The 17,938-nt window shown below is 71.4% G+C and carries 17 protein-coding genes, 1 tRNA gene and 1 other RNA gene; 11 read left to right on the top strand and 8 right to left on the bottom strand.

What is annotated here, in order from left to right:
- Position 1 precedes the first annotated feature (1 nt).
- The gene (locus LG396_RS02095; RefSeq protein ID WP_037753439.1) at positions 2–430 is read right to left on the bottom strand and encodes a cupin domain-containing protein; all 429 of its coding nucleotides are present in this window, start codon (positions 428–430) and stop codon (positions 2–4) included.
- Positions 431–994: 564 nt separating this feature from the next.
- Between LG396_RS02095 and LG396_RS02100 the strand changes: the two genes are divergently transcribed.
- From LG396_RS02100 to LG396_RS02110, 3 genes are all read left to right on the top strand, one after another.
- Entirely contained in the window at positions 995–3,211 is a 2,217-nt protein-coding gene (locus LG396_RS02100; RefSeq protein ID WP_225793334.1) for an MMPL family transporter, read from the top strand.
- Positions 3,212–3,336: 125 nt separating this feature from the next.
- Positions 3,337–4,656: a sensor histidine kinase gene (locus tag LG396_RS02105; RefSeq protein ID WP_225793335.1), complete on the top strand. Its 1,320-nt coding sequence runs from the start codon at positions 3,337–3,339 to the stop codon at positions 4,654–4,656.
- On the top strand, positions 4,653–5,312 hold the full coding sequence (locus tag LG396_RS02110; protein WP_130456430.1) for a response regulator: 660 nt from the start codon (positions 4,653–4,655) through the stop codon (positions 5,310–5,312). Before LG396_RS02105 ends, LG396_RS02110 begins: the two co-directional genes overlap by 4 nt.
- Positions 5,313–5,330: 18 nt before the next feature.
- On the opposite strand, the gene LG396_RS02115 is transcribed toward LG396_RS02110, so the two are convergent.
- The 4 genes from LG396_RS02115 to LG396_RS02130 all read right to left on the bottom strand — a co-directional run bounded on the left by LG396_RS02115 (position 5,331) and on the right by LG396_RS02130 (position 9,158).
- A complete protein-coding gene (locus LG396_RS02115; protein WP_225793336.1) occupies positions 5,331–5,486 on the bottom strand; it encodes a hypothetical protein in 156 nt (51 codons plus the stop codon).
- A 164-nt stretch (positions 5,487–5,650) separates the two neighbouring features.
- The gene (locus LG396_RS02120) at positions 5,651–6,088 is read right to left on the bottom strand and encodes a glutaredoxin domain-containing protein (RefSeq protein WP_225793337.1); all 438 of its coding nucleotides are present in this window, start codon (positions 6,086–6,088) and stop codon (positions 5,651–5,653) included.
- Between the two features lie 357 nt (positions 6,089–6,445).
- The gene (locus tag LG396_RS02125; RefSeq protein WP_225793628.1) at positions 6,446–7,264 is read right to left on the bottom strand and encodes a hypothetical protein; all 819 of its coding nucleotides are present in this window, start codon (positions 7,262–7,264) and stop codon (positions 6,446–6,448) included.
- Between the two features lie 103 nt (positions 7,265–7,367).
- On the bottom strand, positions 7,368–9,158 hold the full coding sequence (locus tag LG396_RS02130) for a WD40 repeat domain-containing serine/threonine protein kinase (RefSeq protein ID WP_225793338.1): 1,791 nt from the start codon (positions 9,156–9,158) through the stop codon (positions 7,368–7,370).
- A gap of 526 nt (positions 9,159–9,684) precedes the next feature.
- Between LG396_RS02130 and LG396_RS02135 the strand changes: the two genes are divergently transcribed.
- The 3 genes from LG396_RS02135 to LG396_RS02145 all read left to right on the top strand — a co-directional run bounded on the left by LG396_RS02135 (position 9,685) and on the right by LG396_RS02145 (position 12,014).
- Positions 9,685–10,779, top strand: coding sequence for a pentapeptide repeat-containing protein (locus LG396_RS02135; protein ID WP_225793339.1), 1,095 nt, complete (start codon positions 9,685–9,687; stop codon positions 10,777–10,779).
- A gap of 176 nt (positions 10,780–10,955) precedes the next feature.
- Positions 10,956–11,111, top strand: coding sequence for a hypothetical protein (locus LG396_RS02140; protein WP_225793340.1), 156 nt, complete (start codon positions 10,956–10,958; stop codon positions 11,109–11,111).
- Between the two features lie 486 nt (positions 11,112–11,597).
- Complete coding sequence (locus tag LG396_RS02145) at positions 11,598–12,014, top strand: hypothetical protein (RefSeq protein ID WP_225793341.1); 417 nt, start codon at positions 11,598–11,600, stop codon at positions 12,012–12,014.
- A gap of 56 nt (positions 12,015–12,070) precedes the next feature.
- On the opposite strand, the gene LG396_RS02150 is transcribed toward LG396_RS02145, so the two are convergent.
- From LG396_RS02150 to LG396_RS02160, 3 genes are all read right to left on the bottom strand, one after another.
- Positions 12,071–12,334, bottom strand: coding sequence for a hypothetical protein (locus LG396_RS02150; protein ID WP_225793342.1), 264 nt, complete (start codon positions 12,332–12,334; stop codon positions 12,071–12,073).
- Positions 12,331–12,684: a hypothetical protein gene (locus tag LG396_RS02155; protein WP_225793343.1), complete on the bottom strand. Its 354-nt coding sequence runs from the start codon at positions 12,682–12,684 to the stop codon at positions 12,331–12,333. Before LG396_RS02155 ends, LG396_RS02150 begins: the two co-directional genes overlap by 4 nt.
- A 215-nt stretch (positions 12,685–12,899) precedes the next feature.
- Positions 12,900–12,984: transfer RNA gene (locus LG396_RS02160), tRNA-Ser, on the bottom strand.
- Between the two features lie 72 nt (positions 12,985–13,056).
- Between LG396_RS02160 and ffs the strand changes: the two genes are divergently transcribed.
- From ffs to LG396_RS02185, 5 genes are all read left to right on the top strand, one after another.
- An RNA gene (ffs, locus tag LG396_RS02165) (signal recognition particle sRNA small type) lies at positions 13,057–13,151 on the top strand.
- A 69-nt stretch (positions 13,152–13,220) separates the two neighbouring features.
- The gene (locus LG396_RS02170; protein ID WP_225793344.1) at positions 13,221–15,605 is read left to right on the top strand and encodes a DNA polymerase III subunit gamma and tau; all 2,385 of its coding nucleotides are present in this window, start codon (positions 13,221–13,223) and stop codon (positions 15,603–15,605) included.
- Between the two features lie 223 nt (positions 15,606–15,828).
- Positions 15,829–16,164, top strand: coding sequence for a YbaB/EbfC family nucleoid-associated protein (locus LG396_RS02175; protein WP_063610502.1), 336 nt, complete (start codon positions 15,829–15,831; stop codon positions 16,162–16,164).
- Between the two features lie 147 nt (positions 16,165–16,311).
- Complete coding sequence (gene recR / locus LG396_RS02180) at positions 16,312–16,911, top strand: recombination mediator RecR (RefSeq protein WP_018836616.1); 600 nt, start codon at positions 16,312–16,314, stop codon at positions 16,909–16,911.
- Between the two features lie 110 nt (positions 16,912–17,021).
- Positions 17,022–17,684: a DUF5063 domain-containing protein gene (locus LG396_RS02185; protein ID WP_026276281.1), complete on the top strand. Its 663-nt coding sequence runs from the start codon at positions 17,022–17,024 to the stop codon at positions 17,682–17,684.
- Positions 17,685–17,938: the final 254 nt, after the last annotated feature.

The following is a 17,938-nucleotide window of genomic DNA, read 5'->3' on the forward strand; positions in this document are numbered from 1 at the left end:
GTCAGCCGCCCACACGCGGCGGCACACACCCGGGCTCGGGCACGGGCTCGGTGTCGACGTGGCCGAGTTCGGGCCGCGGCGCGAGCGGCGCGACGTGGAACACGGCCCGCAGGACGCCGTCCCCGGAATTCTCGATGCGGTTGCGCTGCCCCCGGGTGATGAACAATGCCTCGTCCGATTCCACCGCCACCGCCTCGCCGTTGACCCGGACGACGGCCGAACCCTCGACCACGTAAAGGAACTTGTCGGAGAACGGGTGGTAATGCTCGGTGACGACTTCCCCGGGTCCCAATTCGATGTGCCCCATGAAACCGGACACGGCCCCCACGGAACCAGGCGTCAGCAACGCCCGCACCCGGCCCCCCTGCCGCCGGCTGGCCACCACGTCCACCAGGGCGACCCTGGCGGCCGACCCCCCACTGTCTGCCATGACTTGTCCTCCCTTTCCAGGTACGAGACTGATCCGGTCATTGGTAGGAGTGACTCGGAGGCAAAACCGGAAAGAAACAAACCGGGAAACGGCAGCCCGGGACCGAGTTCGACGAGGTCCGAACTCCCCCCGGGCGCATCGGAGATGAACAGATAAGGGTCAGCTACGCCAGGTGATTTCTCCAAAGCGCCGCGCCGAAAACGAGGAAACCCCCGGCCCCACTCAAGTGGGTGTAGTTTTACGATCAGTCAGATCAGCACCACTCTCTCTGAATCCCGCCCTCCGCCCCGATCCGCGGGCGGATCGAATGCGGAACGCCCCCTTCCGGCGGGACCTGCCCCTGAGCGCCGCCAGCCGACGCGCCGGTGGCCCGGCCGCGTACGGCCGGCGGGGGCGGCCCGGGCTACGCCTCGGGGAGGACCGCTGTATGGCACCGCGGTACCAGTCGTTCCCGCCCCATTCGCCACCGTGGACCCAGTCGACCGGGGTGAGGCGTACCTAGCGTGGACAGCGGGTCCGATCGCGGCCCTTTCCCGTCCTCTGCACGCCTCCCGGGAGTTCTCCGTGGCCACGTTCCTCTACCGGCTGGGCCGGTTCTCCTTCCGGCGGCGAAGGCTCGTCCTCATGCTGTGGATAGCCGTCCTCGCCGTCGTCGGCATCGCCGCCGCCGGGGCGACCAGCAAGACGACGGACTCCTTCAGCATCCCCGGCACCCAGTCCCAGAAGGCCCTCGACCTGCTGACGGAGGAGTTTCCGCAGGCCTCGGCCGACGGCGCCACCGCCCGCGTGGTCTTCGAGGCGCCGGACGGGCAGCGGCTGACGTCCGGCGCCCACAAGGACGGGGTAGAGGCCCTCGTCGCCGACCTCGGGCAGGCGCACCAGGTCGCGGCGGTCACCGATCCGTACGCCGCCGGCACCGTCAGCAAGGACGGCACGATCGGCTACGCGCAGGTGACGTACGAGGTCGCGGACACCGACGTCAGCGACCGGGCCCGCGCGGACCTGGAGGACATCGCCGCCCAGGGCGAGCGGACCGGCCTCCACGTCAGCATGGGCGGCACGGCGGTGGCCGGGGAAGTCCACCAGAGCACGACCGAGCTGATCGGCATCCTGATCGCCGCCGTCGTCCTGGTCATCACCTTCGGCTCGCTGGTCGCGGCCGGGCTGCCGCTGCTGACCGCGCTCTTCGGGGTCGGCCTGGCGATCCTCTCGATCACCCTCGCGGGCTCGTTCATCGACCTCAGCTCGAATACGAGCACCCTCGCCCTGATGCTGGGCCTGGCGGTGGCCATCGACTACGCCCTGTTCATCGTCTCCCGCTACCGGGAGGAGCTGAAGGGCGGGCACCCGCCCGAGGAGGCCGCCGGGCGGGCGGTCGGCACGGCCGGTTCCGCGGTGGTGTTCGCCGGGCTCACGGTGATCATCGCGCTCGCCGGGCTCAGCGTCATCGGCATCAGGGTGCTCACCGACATCGGGCTCGGCGCGGCGTTCGCCGTGGTCGTCGCCGTGGTGATCGCCCTCACCCTGCTGCCCGCGATGCTCGGCTTCGCCGGCGGCCGGATCGCGACCGGGAAGCTCAGGACGCGCCGGATGCGTTCCGTCGAGCGCGGGGAGCGCGAGCCCATGGGCGTGCGCTGGTCGACGTTCGTGCTGCGCAACCCGGTCAAGGTCCTCGTCGCCTCGGTCGCCGGCCTGCTGCTGCTCGCCACCCCCGCGCTGTCGCTGGAGCTGGGCATGCCGAGCGACGAGTCGGCGGCCCCCGGGAGCACCCAGCGGATCGCGTACGACACCATCACCGACGGCTTCGGCCCCGGCTACAACGGACCGCTGTCGGTCGTGGTCGACGCCCGCGGCAGCGACGACCCCCGGGCCGCCGCCGACGAGGCGCGCGCCCTGCTCGGCTCGCTGCCCGACGTCGCCTCGGTGAGCCCCGCGACGTTCAACGAGGGCGGCGACGTCGCCCTGATCAGCGCCACCCCGGGCTCCTCACCCAGCAGCGGGCAGACGGTCGACCTCGTCTCCGACATCCGCGACCGGAGCGCGGACCTGCGGGACGGCACCGGCGCGGAGGTGATGGTCACCGGAACCACCGCCCTCAACATCGATGTCTCCGGCAAGCTGACCGACGCCCTGGTCCCGTACCTGTGCGTGGTCGTCGGCTTGGCGCTGATCCTGCTGATGCTGGTGTTCCGCTCGATCCTGGTCCCGCTCAAGGCGGCCGCCGGCTTCCTGCTGAGCGTGCTGGCGACCCTCGGCGTCGTCGTCGCCGTCTTCCAGTGGGGCTGGCTCGCGGACGTCTTCGGTGTCGACCAGACCGGACCGGTCGTGAGCATCCTGCCGATCTTCATGATCGGTGTGGTGTTCGGACTCGCCATGGACTACCAGGTCTTCCTGGTGACGCGCATGCGCGAGGAGTACGTGCACGGGGCCTCGCCGGACGAGGCGGTCGTCGCCGGGTTCCGGCACGGGGCCCGGGTGGTCACGGCCGCGGCGGTCATCATGATCGCGGTGTTCTCCGGGTTCGTCTTCAGCGACGAGTCGATCATCAAGTCGATGGGTCTCGGCCTGGCCGCCGCCGTCCTCTTCGACGCCTTCGTGGTGCGGATGACCATCGTCCCCGCGATCATGGCGCTCCTCGGCCGCCGCGCCTGGTCGCTGCCCCGCCGGCTGGACCGGCTGCTGCCGAACGTGGACGTGGAGGGCGAGAAGCTGCGGTCCCGGCTGGGCGGGGTTCCCGAGCCCGCGCCGGAGCCCGAGCGCGTGCCCACCGGAAAGGGCTGACCTTCCGGCCGTACGATCCGGGGCAGGGGCTGCGGCCGGCCCGCCCGTGACCGACCACCGCCCCGCCCGCCGGCCCTCCGGGGGAACCGGCGGGCGGCGGTCCCCGCACCGAGAGGGCGTACGACGTGACCACACCGACCGCGGCCGAGCAGCACGCTTCCCCGGTCGAGCCCGAGGTACTGCTGGGCGAGGCGGAGCGGCCCTCGGACGCGCTGGTCATGCGCAAGATCAGGCGGATCTTCGAGGCCGACCAGGGCCACCCGTGGGTCAGGCGCTGGGGCGTGCCGCTGCTGTGCGTGCTGTTCGGCATCCCGGCCCTGCAGAACGCCGACACCGACCCGGGCCCCGGCGTCCCCGTACTGCTGGTCCTGACGGCCGCCTTCTGCATCCCGCTGCTGTGGCGGCAGCAGCGGCCCATCCTGATCTTCGCCGTCACCTCGGCCGTGGCCGCCGGGGCCCTCGCCCTGGACGCCAACACGGGGTCCGAGACCGCGCGGGTCGTGGCGCTGCTCAACGTGGGCCGCGCCGTGCGGCCCGTATCGCTCGCGGTCTGCGTGGCGATCGCCGCCGCGCAGACGGCCCTCGCCACCGCCGTCCGCGGCGACGGACAGGACATCGGCCTGCAGACCTGGGTGATCGCACTCATCCAGGCGGCCCTCGTGGTGGCCGTCGCCGCGGCGGGGCTGGTGGCCCGGGTCGTGAACGCGTACATCAGGACCCTCCAGGAACGCGCCGTCCGGCTGGAGGTCGAGCGCGACCAGCGGGCCCGGCTCGCCGCCGCCGCGGAACGCGCGCGCGTCGCCCGGGAGATGCACGACATCCTCGGCCACACGCTCGCCGTCATCGTCGGCCTCGCGAACGGCGCCGCCGGACTGACCGAGGCGAAGCCGAAACGGGGCGCCGAGACCCTGCGCATCATCGCCGACAGCGGGCGCGACGCCCTGTCCGAACTGCGCCGCCTGCTCGCCGTCATCGGCGACGACGACCGGAGCACCACCGAGGGCACCCCGCTCGCCCCGCAGCCGGGCTTCGCCGACCTGGACGCGCTCCTGGCGCGCGTACGCGCCGCGGGACCCGCCGTCGCCCTGCACACCGAAGGCGCCCGGCCCGACCTGCCGCCCGGCCTCCAACTCGCCGTCTACCGCGTCGTCCAGGAGGCCCTGACGAACACGCTCAAGCACGCGGCGGCCGACACGGCCGTCCAGGTGACGATCACGTCCGACGACACCGTCGTCCACGCCACGGTCGAGGACACCGGACCCCCGCTCACGCCACGGTCCACCGAGTCCAACGACGACGCCCGCGGCCTGGTCGGCATGCGCGAGCGGGCCGCCCTCTACGGCGGGAGCGTGACCGCGGGGCCCAACGACCGCGGGGGCTGGACCGTACACGCCCGCTTCGTGATCACGACCACCTCGGCACCCAGGGAGAAGCGCCCCGTATGACCACCGTCCTCATCGTCGACGACCAGACCCTGCAGCGGCTCGGCTTCAGCATGCTGATGGAGCAGCACCCCGATCTGACGGTGGTCGGCGAGGCGACGCACGGCGCCGAAGCGGTGCGCAAGGCCGCCGAACTCCGCCCCGACGTCGTCCTGATGGACGTCCGCATGCCCGGCATGGACGGCATCGAGGCCACGCGCCGCATCGTGCAGTCCGGCGGCCGCTCCCGGGTCCTCGTCCTGACCACCTTCGACCTGGACGAGTACGCGTACGCGGCGCTGCGCGCCGGCGCCAGCGGCTTCCTCCTGAAGGACGCCCTGCCGGACGAGTTCATCGCCGGCGTACGGGCCGTGGCCGCCGGGGACGCCGTCATCGCCCCCGGCCTGACCCGACGGCTCCTCGACGCCTTCGCCGACCGCATGCCGGGACCGGCGAACCTCGAACAGGAGCGCCTGCTCGCCGCCTTGACCGACCGCGAACGCGAGGTCCTCATCGCGATGGCCACCGGCTGGAGCAACGCCGAGATCGCCGAGCGGTTCTCACTCGCCGAGTCGACGGTCAAGTCGCACGTGGGCCGGGTGCTGGCGAAGATCGGCGCCAGGGACCGCGTACACGCGGTGATCTTCGCCTTCGACACGGGCCTGGTGAGACCCGCGTAGCCCTCCGTCCGCCGGCGGTCACAGGTCGTCGGTGTCGTCCAGCGCGTCGAGGCTGACCTCCACCTGACCCTCGGCCTCGTCGTCCACGATCACCTTGCCCATCTCGGTGGAGATGCCGCTGGGCAGCGCGGCCTTGCGGGCGGCGAAGAACGCGTCGAAGTCGTCGGCTTTCATCAGCTCCTCCTCACAGAGATGCGAGCGGAGGCGCTCGGCGACCACGTCGGGAGTGGTCTGTGCGCGCTTGGCCAGCCGGACCAGGTACCGGGGAGTTGTTCATGGGGCGGGCGGTCGCGACCTTCGGAGCCCGCTCCGACCGGCCGCCGGACCCCGGTTCCGGATCACGGGGAAGGGGAGAGCTGCTCCCGTACCCAGTCCGGATCGGGATTGGTGCGGGACTTCTGCGCCACCACAACCGTCGGCACGGTCTCGTCGCCGTCGTTGACCGCCCTCACCGCGGCGGCTCCGGCCGGATCACGCGAGATGTCGACCCAGTACAGCCGGCGGGCAGTGCGGCCCAACCGGAGGCGCAGTCGCAGACAGTACGTGCACCCCGGCCGCCAGAAGACGACCGGCCGGCCGTCGACGGCGCTACGGCGCTGCGCCTCCAGCGCACCGACCGACCTCGGGAACGGCAGCGGCGAGTTCACGACTGCGAGAAGCATGAACACCGACAGGACGGCCACGGCGGCGCCGGTGCTCCCGCCGGAGACCAGCCCGACCGCGGCGACGGCACCGCCGAGGGCGAACAGCACGGGCCGGCTCCAAGCGCGCATCATGCGGACGCACGCTATCGGCGAGCCGAAACGCTCCTCAACCCCGCCTGAGGCGCCGGGGTCAGGCGCAGCCCGGCGGTTCCTTCCCGGTCGGTACGAACTGCATCGTGGGCATCCCCGCGGCGTCGAAGTCGGCGGTCTCCGGACCGATGAGGGTCATGTATCCGGCGATTCTCTGACCGTCGCGGGCGGCCGGTTCTCCCCTGACCTGCTCGGCGCCGGTGAAGACGGAGTCCAGCACCCACCAGCGGCCGCCGAACTCGACCCATTTGATCCCGCAGTGCGTATAGATGTCGTACGGATACGGCGTGTGCTGCTCGGGCCCCGCCGGCCCCTTCGGCCACTTGCCCTCCCCGGCGGCTACGCCGGGTTCACGAAGGCGCCGATGCCCGAGGCGTCCAGCAGCCGCCCGCCGCACCAGTCGGCCAGCAACAGATCGAACTCGCGCATCGCCTGTTCCAGGCCGGACACCGACTCCGTCGCGGCGTCGGGCGAGAGCGCCAGGCACAGCGTCGTGACCCGGTCGCCGTGCGCCTGCCCGTACACGACGAACGAACCGGAGTCGATCGCGAACGAGTCGACCACGCGGCCCGGGTCTTCGGGGAAGCGGACGCCCGCGTACGGCCTGCCGCCGACGGGCAGCAGTTCTGACAGCCGCCGCCGCGAAACCCCGGTGGAGAGGGGGGCGGCCGGGGCCATGCGAACGTGAATCCTGTCGAAGACGCGCATCGACGACGCACCGTCGCCGACCACCTGCGAATGCTGCTGGAAGATCTCGTGGATCGCGCGAAGCTCGCCCTCGACCTGGCCCGCGAGCTGACGGGACACCAGCTCGGCCTGCCGCCAGTCGTCCTCGTGGATCACGAAGTGCTCCCCGGGACCGGCCGGCTCCTCGGTCGCCGGCAGCGGATCGTAGATCGTCGGCAGGGAGTACTTCATCTCCTGCGGGTCCATCGTCCGGATCCGCCTCAGGGTCAGCACGAGGCTGCCGCTCCGGAGGAACTCCGCGGCGGCCGGCGGCTCGGCCCGGACAACGGCCCACGGCTCTCCTCCGAGGTCGAGACGCGTCTCGTACTCGAAAGAGTCGGGCAGCTGCCCGGGAGCAAGCTCGGTCCTCGCGAACTCCTCCCCGGTCTCGGCATCCACGAACACGACCCGCACCGACTCCACGTGCACCATGCCCACCCCCACATCAAAAGCGGCCCCCGCCCCACCGCCCGGCCCGTCCTCCACGGACACAACGATGCCGCACACCGACAGGTGCCCACCGACAGACCCGGGACTACCGGGCCCGGATGTCCCAGAGCCGGATCACCCGGTCCTGACCGCCGCTGGCCAGGATGCGTCCGTCGGGGGCGAACGCCAGGCAGAGGATGGGCCCTTGGTGCGCGTCGATGGCGAGGCGCTGGTCGCCGGTGGCCGTGTCCCAGAGGCAGATGACGCCCTTGTCGTCGCCGGTGGCGAGGGTGCGGCCGTCCGGGCCGAAGGCCAGAGCGGTCCTACCCTCGGTCCGGCCCTCCAGTACGCGCAGGTCCTCGCCGGTGCGGGCGTCCTTGAGGTGCACGGGGGTGCCTCCGAAGGCGGCGGCCAGGACGGCCCCGTCCGGGCTGAACGCGAGGCTGATGTAGGCGCCGCGGGGAAGCTCCCAGCGCGGCTCCCCCGTGCCGACGTCCCACATCCGCGGCGTACCGCTGTCGCCCCCTCCGACGATGCCGCGGCCGTCCGGACTGAACGCCAGCGAACTGACCCACCCGCCGTGCCCCTTCAGCACCGGCCCGGGGTCACCGGTCTGCACGTCCCAGAGCCGGATGGCCCTGTCACTGCCGCCGGTGGCGAGGGTGCGTCCGTCGGGGCTGAACGCCACGGAGGCCACCGAAGCGGCCCATCCGGGGTACTTCAGGGCCAGGCGCTGCTCGCCGGTGTCCGCGTCCCGCAGAACGACGTCCCTTCCGTTCCGGGTCGCGAGGATGCGGCCGTCGGGGGCGTAGGCGGCACCGGTCGAGCGGGAGTCCTTCATGCGCAGCGCGGTACGCGGTTCGCCGCTGCGCGGATCCCACAGGCGTACGGACTTGTCCCAGCCGCCGCTGGCGAGGGTGCGGCCGTCAGGGCTGAACACAAGGTGCCCCACCGCGCTGCGGTGACCGGAGAGGGTGAGGTGGTGCTCGCCGCGCAGAGCCTGTGCACGAAGGTTGGGCGGTGCGTCCGACCCGGCCGCGGCATCGGATGGGATGGACGACGGCGGGGGCGCGTCCCGTACGCCGAGTCCCGCCAGCTCGCGGGTCAGGTCCTGGGCGTCGGGGCGCCCGGCCGGGTCCTTGGCCAGCAGCGCCAGGACCAGATCTGAGAGGTGTCCGGGCAGGCCGGGTCGCAGCTCGCGAAGCGGCGGCGGGGGCTGTTCCAGATGCTGCCGCATCAGGGCGTACACCGTCGCCCCGGTGAACGGCGGCCGGCCGGTGAGCAGTTCGTACAGGACACAGCCCAGGGCGTACAGATCGGCGCGGGTGTCGACCTCCGTCCCGCTCCACTGCTCGGGCGACATGTAGCGCGGAGTGCCCAGCACGGCTCCGGACACGGTCAGCACGGTCGAGGCGTCGGCGGGCCGGGCGATGCCGAAGTCGCAGATCTTCACCCGGTCGCCCGGCTGCACGAACAGGTTTCCCGGCTTGAGGTCCCGGTGGACGACGCCGCAGCCGTGTACGGCCTCCAGCGCGACGGCGGTCTGCCGAGCCACGTCCACGGCCCGCGCGACGGGCAGGGCCCCGCCGTGGCCGGCCAGCAGCCGCGCCAGGTCCTGGCCGTGCAGCAGCTCCATGACGATGAACAGGAAGCCGTGGTGCTCCCCGGCGTCGTACACGACGGTGATGCCCGGGTGCTGCAGCCCGGCAAGGACAGCCGCCTCCCGCTGAAAGCGCCGCACCCCGCGCCCGCCGGCCAGGGACGGCAACACCTTGACCGCCACATCCCGCCGCGGCAGCGAGGAGTCACGCCCCAGCCACACCTCGCCCATACCGCCGCGACCGAGCAACTCCCGCAGCTCGTAACGCCCGGCCAGCGTCACACCGGCAAGCTCCATCCGCACCTCCGTTCCAGACCAGAACTGAGACCAACTTCCGCCTCACCTATCGCCTTCGGGGCGCGCAGCGCACTGGTGCCTACGCTTGGTCAACGCCCCCTGCTCTGACCCCGTCTGGCGCCGGGCGTACGGCCGGAGTACGCCATCGTCAGGTTCGCCGATCAGCAGACCGCAGTCAGTACCTGGGCAGGTAGATTTTGTGATCTCGCATTGCCGGTGAGGCCCCGCGGTCATAGGGTCGGCGCTCCTGGTGGGACTGGTCGAGGTGCCATGCGTGGTCCCGGCTCCTATGAGGTGGGCCAAACCGCCCCCGTCGGACGTTCGGGAACGGTCGAATGGGTCCATGCCCTACCGCCGCACTCAGCAGCTCCACCGCGCCCGGGCGCGTCGTGCCACGGGTGGGCGGCGGTCGTCCCGTCGGCTGCGCACTCGCACCGGTCGGCCTGTTCGCGCCCGCCTCCCCGCCCGGTCAAGCGCAGCGACATCCGCTGGATCGGGACTGGACATGCCGCGGAGGATCGAGCTGGTGACGGTGTTGATCACCGCTCTGGTGGCAGTGGCCGGCCTGTGGTACTCCAACGTCCAGGTGAGCCAAGTGCGGCAGGAGTTGTACCTCTCCGAGGAGGGGCAGATCACCGACCGCTACACCGCTGCCATCGCCAACCTGGGCGACGACGCAATAGACGTCCGCCTCGGCGGTCTGTATGCCCTGCAGCGCATCATGGAGGACTCGCCTCGCGACCACCCCACCCTGGTCAACGTCCTGTCCGCATACGTGCGCACCCACGCTGACGCGCCCCTCGGCAAGGACGAGAGCATCCCGACCGACGTCGAAGCGGCCCTCACCATCCTTACCACCCGTGATCCCGTACACGATGGCGGTGTCAGGGTTGACCTGAGCGATGCCCACCTGCCCGGCGTCGCCCTGGTGGATGCAGGCGCGGCCCACGGCGCACGGCTCGCCGGCGCGAACCTGAGCGGCGTTGATCTGAAAGGCGCTGTCCTGGGCGGGGCGGACTTGGAGGGCGCGAACTTGAACGACGCCAACCTGGAGCAGACCTTCCTGGGAAAGCTGAGCGGGCGAGGTGCCGAGAAGCCGGAGGCGGACCGGGAAGGCACCCCATCGCTTGCTGCGAACCTGCGGGGGGCGACCTTACGGGAAGCGAACCTCAAAGGCGCGTATCTGTCGGATGTCGACCTGTACGGCGCGTTCCTGCCCGGTGCGAACTTGGAGGGCGCACTCCTGGCCGATGCGAACCTGAACCGGGCGACCCTGACGAGCGTAAATCTGAAGGGCGCGATCGTCAGAGACGCGGACCTGATGGGTGCGGGTTTGACCGACTCGGACCTAACGGACGCGGACCTGCGCCGTGCGACTCTCCGCGACGCGGATCTCAGACTCGCGAACCTGAGGGGTGCGAACCTCACCGAGGCAGACCTCACGGGTGCGGACCTGCAGCTTGCGAACCTCGCCCAGGCACAGGTGACCGTACGGCAGGTCGTATCCGCTCGCATCACCTCACTCACCGCCCTTCCGCCACATGTTCGGGAAGACTCGGCGGTGCAGGCACGGATCGCCGAAGTCGAAGATGCAGCGACTACTCCCGCCGACGACAAGTGAGGACAGGGAGGACCGGGACCGTCAGTCCGACCCTCGCTTCCCATACCGGACCCGTCTACGGCCGGTGGCGCGGGCGAGACCGTTGACGCGGTGGGCGTGATCGACACAGAGGAAGAACCCGGCCGTAGACGGCACGGAGACTCGCGTTGTTCGAGTTGGCGATTGAGTGCCCTGGGATGTCCCGCGACGAGTTGATCCGCCAAGCCTGCGAGTTCTTTGGCTGGCGGCGCGTGGGTCGTGACATTCGCGGGTTCCTGGAGACTGAAATCAGGTACCTCTACGAAAAGGGCAAGTTTGTGGGCACGGAGGGAGGCATCACGGCCGTGCGCTGAGCGGACGTAGCGGCAATTGTTCATAGGGGCGGCTGATGCGGAAGGGAGAGCTGAGGAGGACGGGAGGGATTCACCTTGTGAGTTTCTTCGGTGTGACTGGTTTGCGCGCTTGTTCAGCGCGAAGTTGAGCAGCCACGCTGGGGTATGGCCTACAAATGCCGTGCACAGACTGAGGACGGAACGTTATGCAAGAACCCCGTCTCAGGTCCTGACCAGAGGTGTTACCACCACCGCGGGAGGCCGGCGGGTCGCGTACCTGCTCCGCCCCGGCGTTCGGCCACCCGTGCACCGAGTCGTGGGCAACCCGGCCGTCGGACGACGCCTCGGCGCGCGATGCCTGCACGGGCAACACACCATCGGGGAGATCAGGGCGGATCGGCGCGAGCCACGCGGGAGCGTAGGCGACTGGAGAGCGCTGCGGCTCTCTGTGCCGACATCGCTGGCCAAGGTGGTACGGCGGTTATCGCTGAGCGTGCGACGGCCTACGTGTCAGAGGAGATGTGGGGGCAACTGGTCAAGAGCCATCGCAGGAGCGGTTGCGGTGACCTTGCCAAGCTGGCGCGGGCCATCCTCGAGGGGAAGAAACGCTTGCACGATATTGTCGGACACGCGGCAGGCGGGCTGTTCGCTCGAGTGAACCGTTCGAGAATCGGACGGGCTTTCGCGTACGAATTGGCGACCAGGATACCGCTGCCTGTAGATGCGCAGCTCTCAGCCGCTGCGCGAGGGCCGCAGGCTGCGGGCATCTGTATCTGCATGATGGGGAACGGCAACCTCACCGACTGTGCTTGCCTGCGCGATGTGCTCAAGACGGAAGGCGAGGCGCGGCTGAAGCAGCTGATGAAAGGTGCGCTGCAGGACTGGCAGGGGCTGCCAGAGCGAACAGGTCTTGCAGGAGGGTGAACCGTGCCACGACGCAACGCTGAAAGCAGGGCTGGGCGGTTGGGCGTACGGTGCGGTCAGCCGATCCAGACGACGCGGACGATGGAGATTGCGCGCAGGCGTTCGGGGGCGGGGTACATGAAATAGCCGCGGCCACCGAAAATGTCCAGGGTCCGGAGGCCGCCGCCGTGAGCAGGGCCGCGGCCGGCGGCTGCTGCGTCGTAGCCGAGGACTGTGAGCTCTTCTGCGAGTCGTTCGACCTCTGTGATGACCTCGATAGGAAGGCCGTCGGTGACGTGCGCGGCGTCAGGGTTGTAGTGCCAGGTCCAGTCGTCGCTCACCCGGCGACCTCGCGTTGGGCCTCGGCCAGGAGCTGCTGGATCTCCGACACCAGTGGGTTGAGCTCTTCAGGGGTGTCGGCTGATTCCACAGCCGATTCCAGTTCTCGCAGGCGGGCTGCCCGCTCCGGGCGGCGCTGTATCGCCACGAACTCGCCCCAGTACTGGAGGAACGCGCGAAGAGGGGTGATCGTACTCTGTGCGGCCGCCTGCTCGGCCGCTCGGTCGAGGTGGTCGGCGAAGGCAGGCAGCTGGGCTGGAGCGATCTGTGCGATGGCGGTGCGCAGTGCGGCCGGGGTGAGCGCGGGCATGGCGATCAAGGGTCCGCTGGAGGTGAAGTGCTGCTCGGTCATCGCTGCTCCCCTTGGCAGCCGACTGACCGGCCGCCTGACACCGTGGCCGTCCTGACTGGCGTGACCATCGTATCCAGCGGGACGAGTGCGGGAGAGGGAACGGATGGGGACAGGTTCGTCGGACTTGCTGAGCCCAGAACTGAGACCAGTGCATGCGCGAGGCCCCGCAGCGACATGTCGCAGCGGGGCCTCGTTTTGCCTGGTCAGGCGGGGTGCGGAGGATACGAGATTCGAACTCGTGAGGGTGTGAACCCAACACGCTTTCCAAGCGTGCGCCCTAGGCCTCTAGGCGAATCCTCCGCGGGCCACAGTACAAGACAGGGCGGGGTGGTCGCGAACTCGTTCGTCAGGGGTGGGATCGGTTAAGGTGGACTCGCCCCTCACGCGGCGCTATCTCGCTGAACTCCCCCAGGGCCGGAAGGCAGCAAGGGTAGGTGGGCTCTGGCGGGTGCGTGGGGGGCACCTCTTTGTGCGGGGTGGGTGGGGGTTTCGGCGGGTGGGCGCCGTTGTCGGCGGTCACCGATATCGTCGTAGTCGTGTCACAGCTCGCTCTCTACCGCCGCTACCGGCCCGAGACCTTCGGCGAGGTCATCGGGCAGGACCACGTGACCGGCCCCCTGCAGCAGGCGCTGCGGAACGGGCGGGTCAACCACGCGTACCTGTTCAGCGGGCCACGCGGCTGCGGGAAGACGACGAGCGCGCGCATCCTCGCCCGGTGTCTCAACTGCGAGCGCGGGCCGACGCCGGAGCCGTGCGGGGAGTGCCGGTCGTGCCTGGACCTCGCGCGGAACGGGCCGGGGTCGATCGACGTCATCGAGATCGACGCCGCGTCGCACGGCGGTGTGGACGACGCGCGTGAGCTGCGCGAGAAGGCGTTCTTCGGTCCCGCCGCCAGCCGGTACAAGATCTATATCGTCGACGAGGCGCACATGGTCACCTCCGCGGGGTTCAACGCCCTGCTGAAGGTGGTCGAGGAGCCGCCCGAGCATCTGAAGTTCATCTTCGCCACGACCGAGCCGGAGAAGGTCATCGGGACCATCCGGTCCCGGACGCACCACTACCCCTTCCGCCTGGTCCCCCCCGGCACCCTGCGCGACTACCTCGCGGACGTCTGCCGCGTCGAGGCCATCCCCGTCGAGGACGCGGTGCTGCCCCTGGTCGTACGGGCCGGGGCCGGCTCCGTGCGGGACTCGATGTCCGTCATGGACCAACTGCTCGCCGGCGCCGGTGCGCAGGGTGTGACGTACGCCATGGCCACCGCCCTCCTCGGGTATACGGACGACGCCCTGCTCGATTCCGTCGTCGACGCCTTCGCGGCGGGCGACGGGGCGGCGGCGTTCGCGGTCGTGGAGCAGGTGATCGAGGGCGGGCACGATCCGCGGCGGTTCGTCACCGACCTGCTGGAGCGGCTGCGGGACCTCGTGATCCTCGCCGCCGTGCCGGACGCCGGCGACAAGGGGCTGATCGACGTTCCGGCGGATGTGCTGGAGCGGATGCGGCGCCAGGCCGACACCTTCGGCGCGGCCGAGTTGAGCCGTGCCGCCGACCTCGTGAACGAGGGGCTGACCGAGATGCGCGGCGCCACCGCGCCGCGGCTGCAGCTGGAGCTGATCTGCGCGCGGGTGCTGCTCCCCGGCGCGTACGGGGACGAGCGCTCGGTGATGGCCCGGCTCGACCGCCTGGAGCGCAACGCCCCCGCGGGGGCGCCGACCGTGGGGTACGTACCCGGGCCCGACGCCCACCAGCCTTCCGGCGGGGGCGGGGGCGCCGCCGGTGGCGGTGGCCGTGGCGAGGCTCCCGGCGGTGGTGCCGAGGCCGCGCGTGCCGCTCTTGCCGAGCGGGGTGGCGCCGGGTCCGGCGGGGTCGGGGCTCCGGGGGGCGGTGCTGCTGGGTCTGCGGGTGGTGGCTCCTGGCCCGGCGGTGGGGTTTCCGGGCCCGGTGATGGTGTTTCCGGGTCTGCGGGTGGTGGGTCCGGGGCCGCAGGTGGTGGTTCCGCGGCTCCGGGCGGTGGTGCCGAGGTTTCCGGTGGGCCTGCTGGGGCCGGGGCTGCCGGGGCTTCTGACGGTGGTTCCTCCGGGGCTCCTGTCGGTGACGCGGGCGCCCGTCGGCCCGGGGCCTGGCCCGGTAGCGGGGCAGCGGCTTCCTCCGGGGGAGCGGCATCCTCTGCGCCGCCCGCCTCTGCGCCTTCCGCGCCTGCGCCCGCGTCCGCGGCTCCCGCCGGTGGCGTTGCCGCTGCCACCGCCCAGGGCGTGCCCGCGCAGCAGGGGGGCGGGGTTGCCGGGGCCGCTTCCGTGCGGCAGATGTGGCCCGACATCCTTGACGCCGTCAAGCACCGGCGGCGCTTCACCTGGATTCTGCTGAGCCAGAACGCCCAGGTCACCGGGTTCGACGGCGGGACTCTCCAGCTCGGCTTCGCCAACGTCGGCGCCCGGGACAGCTTCGTCAACGGCGGCAGCGACGAGGTGCTGCGCGAGGCCCTGGCGGAGCGGTTCGACGTGCAGTGGAAGGTCGAGGCCATCGTGGACCCGACCGGCGGTGGCGGTGCCGGTGGCGGTCCCGGTGGCGGCGGGCCCGCGGCCGGGCCCGGCGGGGGCGGGGCAGGTGGTTCCGGTCCCGGTGGTTCCGGTGGCGGGGGATTCGGCGGCGGTGCCGGGTTGCGGCAGTCCGTACAGACCTCGCCCGCGGCCTCCGTACCGGCGCCCGCGCCTCCCCAGCAGCCCCGGCCCTCCGCGGCAGGACCCGGCGGGCCGCCCCCGCCCGACCCCGGGCCGCCCCCCGATCCGGGACCGCCTCCGCCGCCGCTGGAGGACGACATCCCCGACGACGACGACCCCGACCTCGTCGACACCGCCCTGTCCGGGCACGACCTCATCGTCCGCGAGCTGGGCGCCACCGTCATAGAGGAGATCCGCCACGAGTAGGGCCTGCCGTTCGGCCCCGCCCGCCCGTGTACTCCGGAAGGATGAGGACGGCGGGAAGCGGCGACTCCCGGCGGGGCAACCCCTCCGGAGCGCGTCCTCCCTGCGATGGACGGCAGCGCGGCGGCGGAGAACGTAGGCTCGCCTGGACCGGCCCGACACCCGGCCGGCGACCGCGATGACGTAGGCACAGAGAACTGCAGTAGCGCGACAAGGAGCGAGCGACGTGATGCCTGGTGGTGGCCAGCCCGACATGCAGCAGTTGCTGCAGCAGGCCCAGAAGATGCAGCAGGAGCTCGCCTCCGTCCAGCAGGAGCTGGCAGAGACGCCGGTCGAGGGGAGCGCGGGCGGCGGGCTCGTGAAGGCCACGGTGACCGGCTCCGGCGAGCTGACCGGCCTGGTGATCGACCCGGGCGCCGTCGACCCCGAGGACACGGAGACCCTGGCCGACCTCGTCGTGGCCGCCGTGCGGGACGCGAACAACGCCGCGCAGCAGCTCCAGCAGGAGCGGCTCGGCCCGCTCGCGCAGGGGCTCGGCGGAATGCCGGGGCTGCCCTTCTGATCCCCCCCCGCTTGCGTCGTCCCACGGGGTCGTTCCCGGCCGTCCGGATCTGCCGGGTTCCGGAACCGGAGGCCGCTGCGGAGGCGGGTTGAACCCGGCGGTAGCGGCTAGCTTGGTGCAGGAGAGCGGACACGAGAGAGGCGTTGCGTGTACGAAGGCGTGGTCCAGGATCTGATCGACGAGTTGGGCAGGCTGCCCGGCGTCGGTCCCAAGAGCGCGCAGCGCATCGCCTTCCACATCCTGCAGGCCGAGCCGGCCGACGTCCGCCGGCTGGCGCATGCGCTGAGCGAGGTGAAGGAGAAGGTCCGGTTCTGCGCGGTCTGCGGGAACGTCGCGCAGGAGGAGCAGTGCCGGATCTGCGCCGACCCGCGGCGCGACCCCGCCGTCCTGTGCGTCGTCGAGGAGCCCAAGGACGTCGTGGCCATCGAGCGCACCCGTGAGTTCCGCGGGCGGTACCACGTGCTCGGCGGCGCGATCAGCCCCATCGAGGGCGTCGGCCCGGACGACCTGCGGATCCGGGAGCTGCTCGCCCGGCTCGCCGACGGCGCCGTCACGGAGCTGATCCTCGCCACCGACCCCAATCTCGAAGGCGAGGCCACGGCCACGTACCTCGCCCGCATGGTCAAGCCCATGGGTCTGAAGGTGACCCGGCTGGCCAGTGGTCTGCCCGTCGGCGGCGATCTGGAGTACGCGGACGAGGTCACCCTCGGCCGTGCCTTCGAAGGCAGGCGGTTGCTCGATGTCTGAAACGGAACCACGTGCCCGCCGGCTGGAGCCCGGCGCAGCGCCCGGCAGACCGGCAGGCCGCCGCACGCGGCCGGGTGGTGCGCGGGGCGCCGACAGAGGAGGTCTGCTCGATGTCTGACGCCACCATGCACCAGGCGACGCAGGACCCGGACAGCTTCGCGGTCCAGATCGCCGACTCGATCGAGAGCTTCATCGTCGCGGTCACCGAGGTCGCCAAGGGTGACGAGCCGAACAGCGCCGTGCCCTTCCTCCTGCTGGAGGTCTCCCAGCTGCTGCTGGCCGGCGGGCGGCTCGGCGCGCACGAGGACTTCGTGCCGGACGAGCGGTACGAGCCGGACACCGGCCCCGAGCCGGACGTGGACGAACTGCGCGAGCGGTTCGCCGAGCTGCTGGACCCGGTGGACGTCTACTCCGAGGTCTTCGACCCGTACGTGCCGCGCAGCACCCCCGTCGCCAGCCGGATCTCGGACGACCTGGCCGACGTGATCACCGATCTGCGGCACGGCCTCGCGCACTACGCGGCGGGGCGGGTCAACGAGGCGCTGTGGTGGTGGCAGTTCTCGTACCTGTCCAACTGGGGGCCGACCGCGAGCGCCTGCCTGCGCGCGCTGCAGTCGCTGGTGGCGCACGTGCGGCTGGACACGCCGCTGGGGGAGCTGGACGGGCTCGACACCGACAGCGACGCCGCGCTGGACGACGGGCGGCTGGAGGAGGAAGCGGGCCGCGTGATGGCGGAGGAGATCGCGGAGCCGCTGGGGCTGCGGCGCACCTGAGCGCTGGGTGCGTAGCAAGAGGCGCGGGGCGCGGGGGACGGGCTGCGGGCGCGGGGGACGGGCCGGGCGCGCGGAGGGGTGCGTGCGCCGTGCGTACGTGCCGAGTTCGTCCGCTGCGTTCGTGCGCCGCGGTTGCGCGCCGGGTGTGCGTACCGCGGTCGTCCCGTGTTCGTGTGCCGCGGTCGCGTCCGGATTGTGGGGCTCCGGATGTGACCTGCCTTACGTTTCCGTGTGCCCGCGGTGGTCCCGGGCAG

The sequence above is a fragment of the Streptomyces aculeolatus genome (genome assembly GCF_020400605.1).
GTDB classification, from domain to species: Bacteria; Actinomycetota; Actinomycetes; order Streptomycetales; family Streptomycetaceae; genus Streptomyces; species Streptomyces aculeolatus.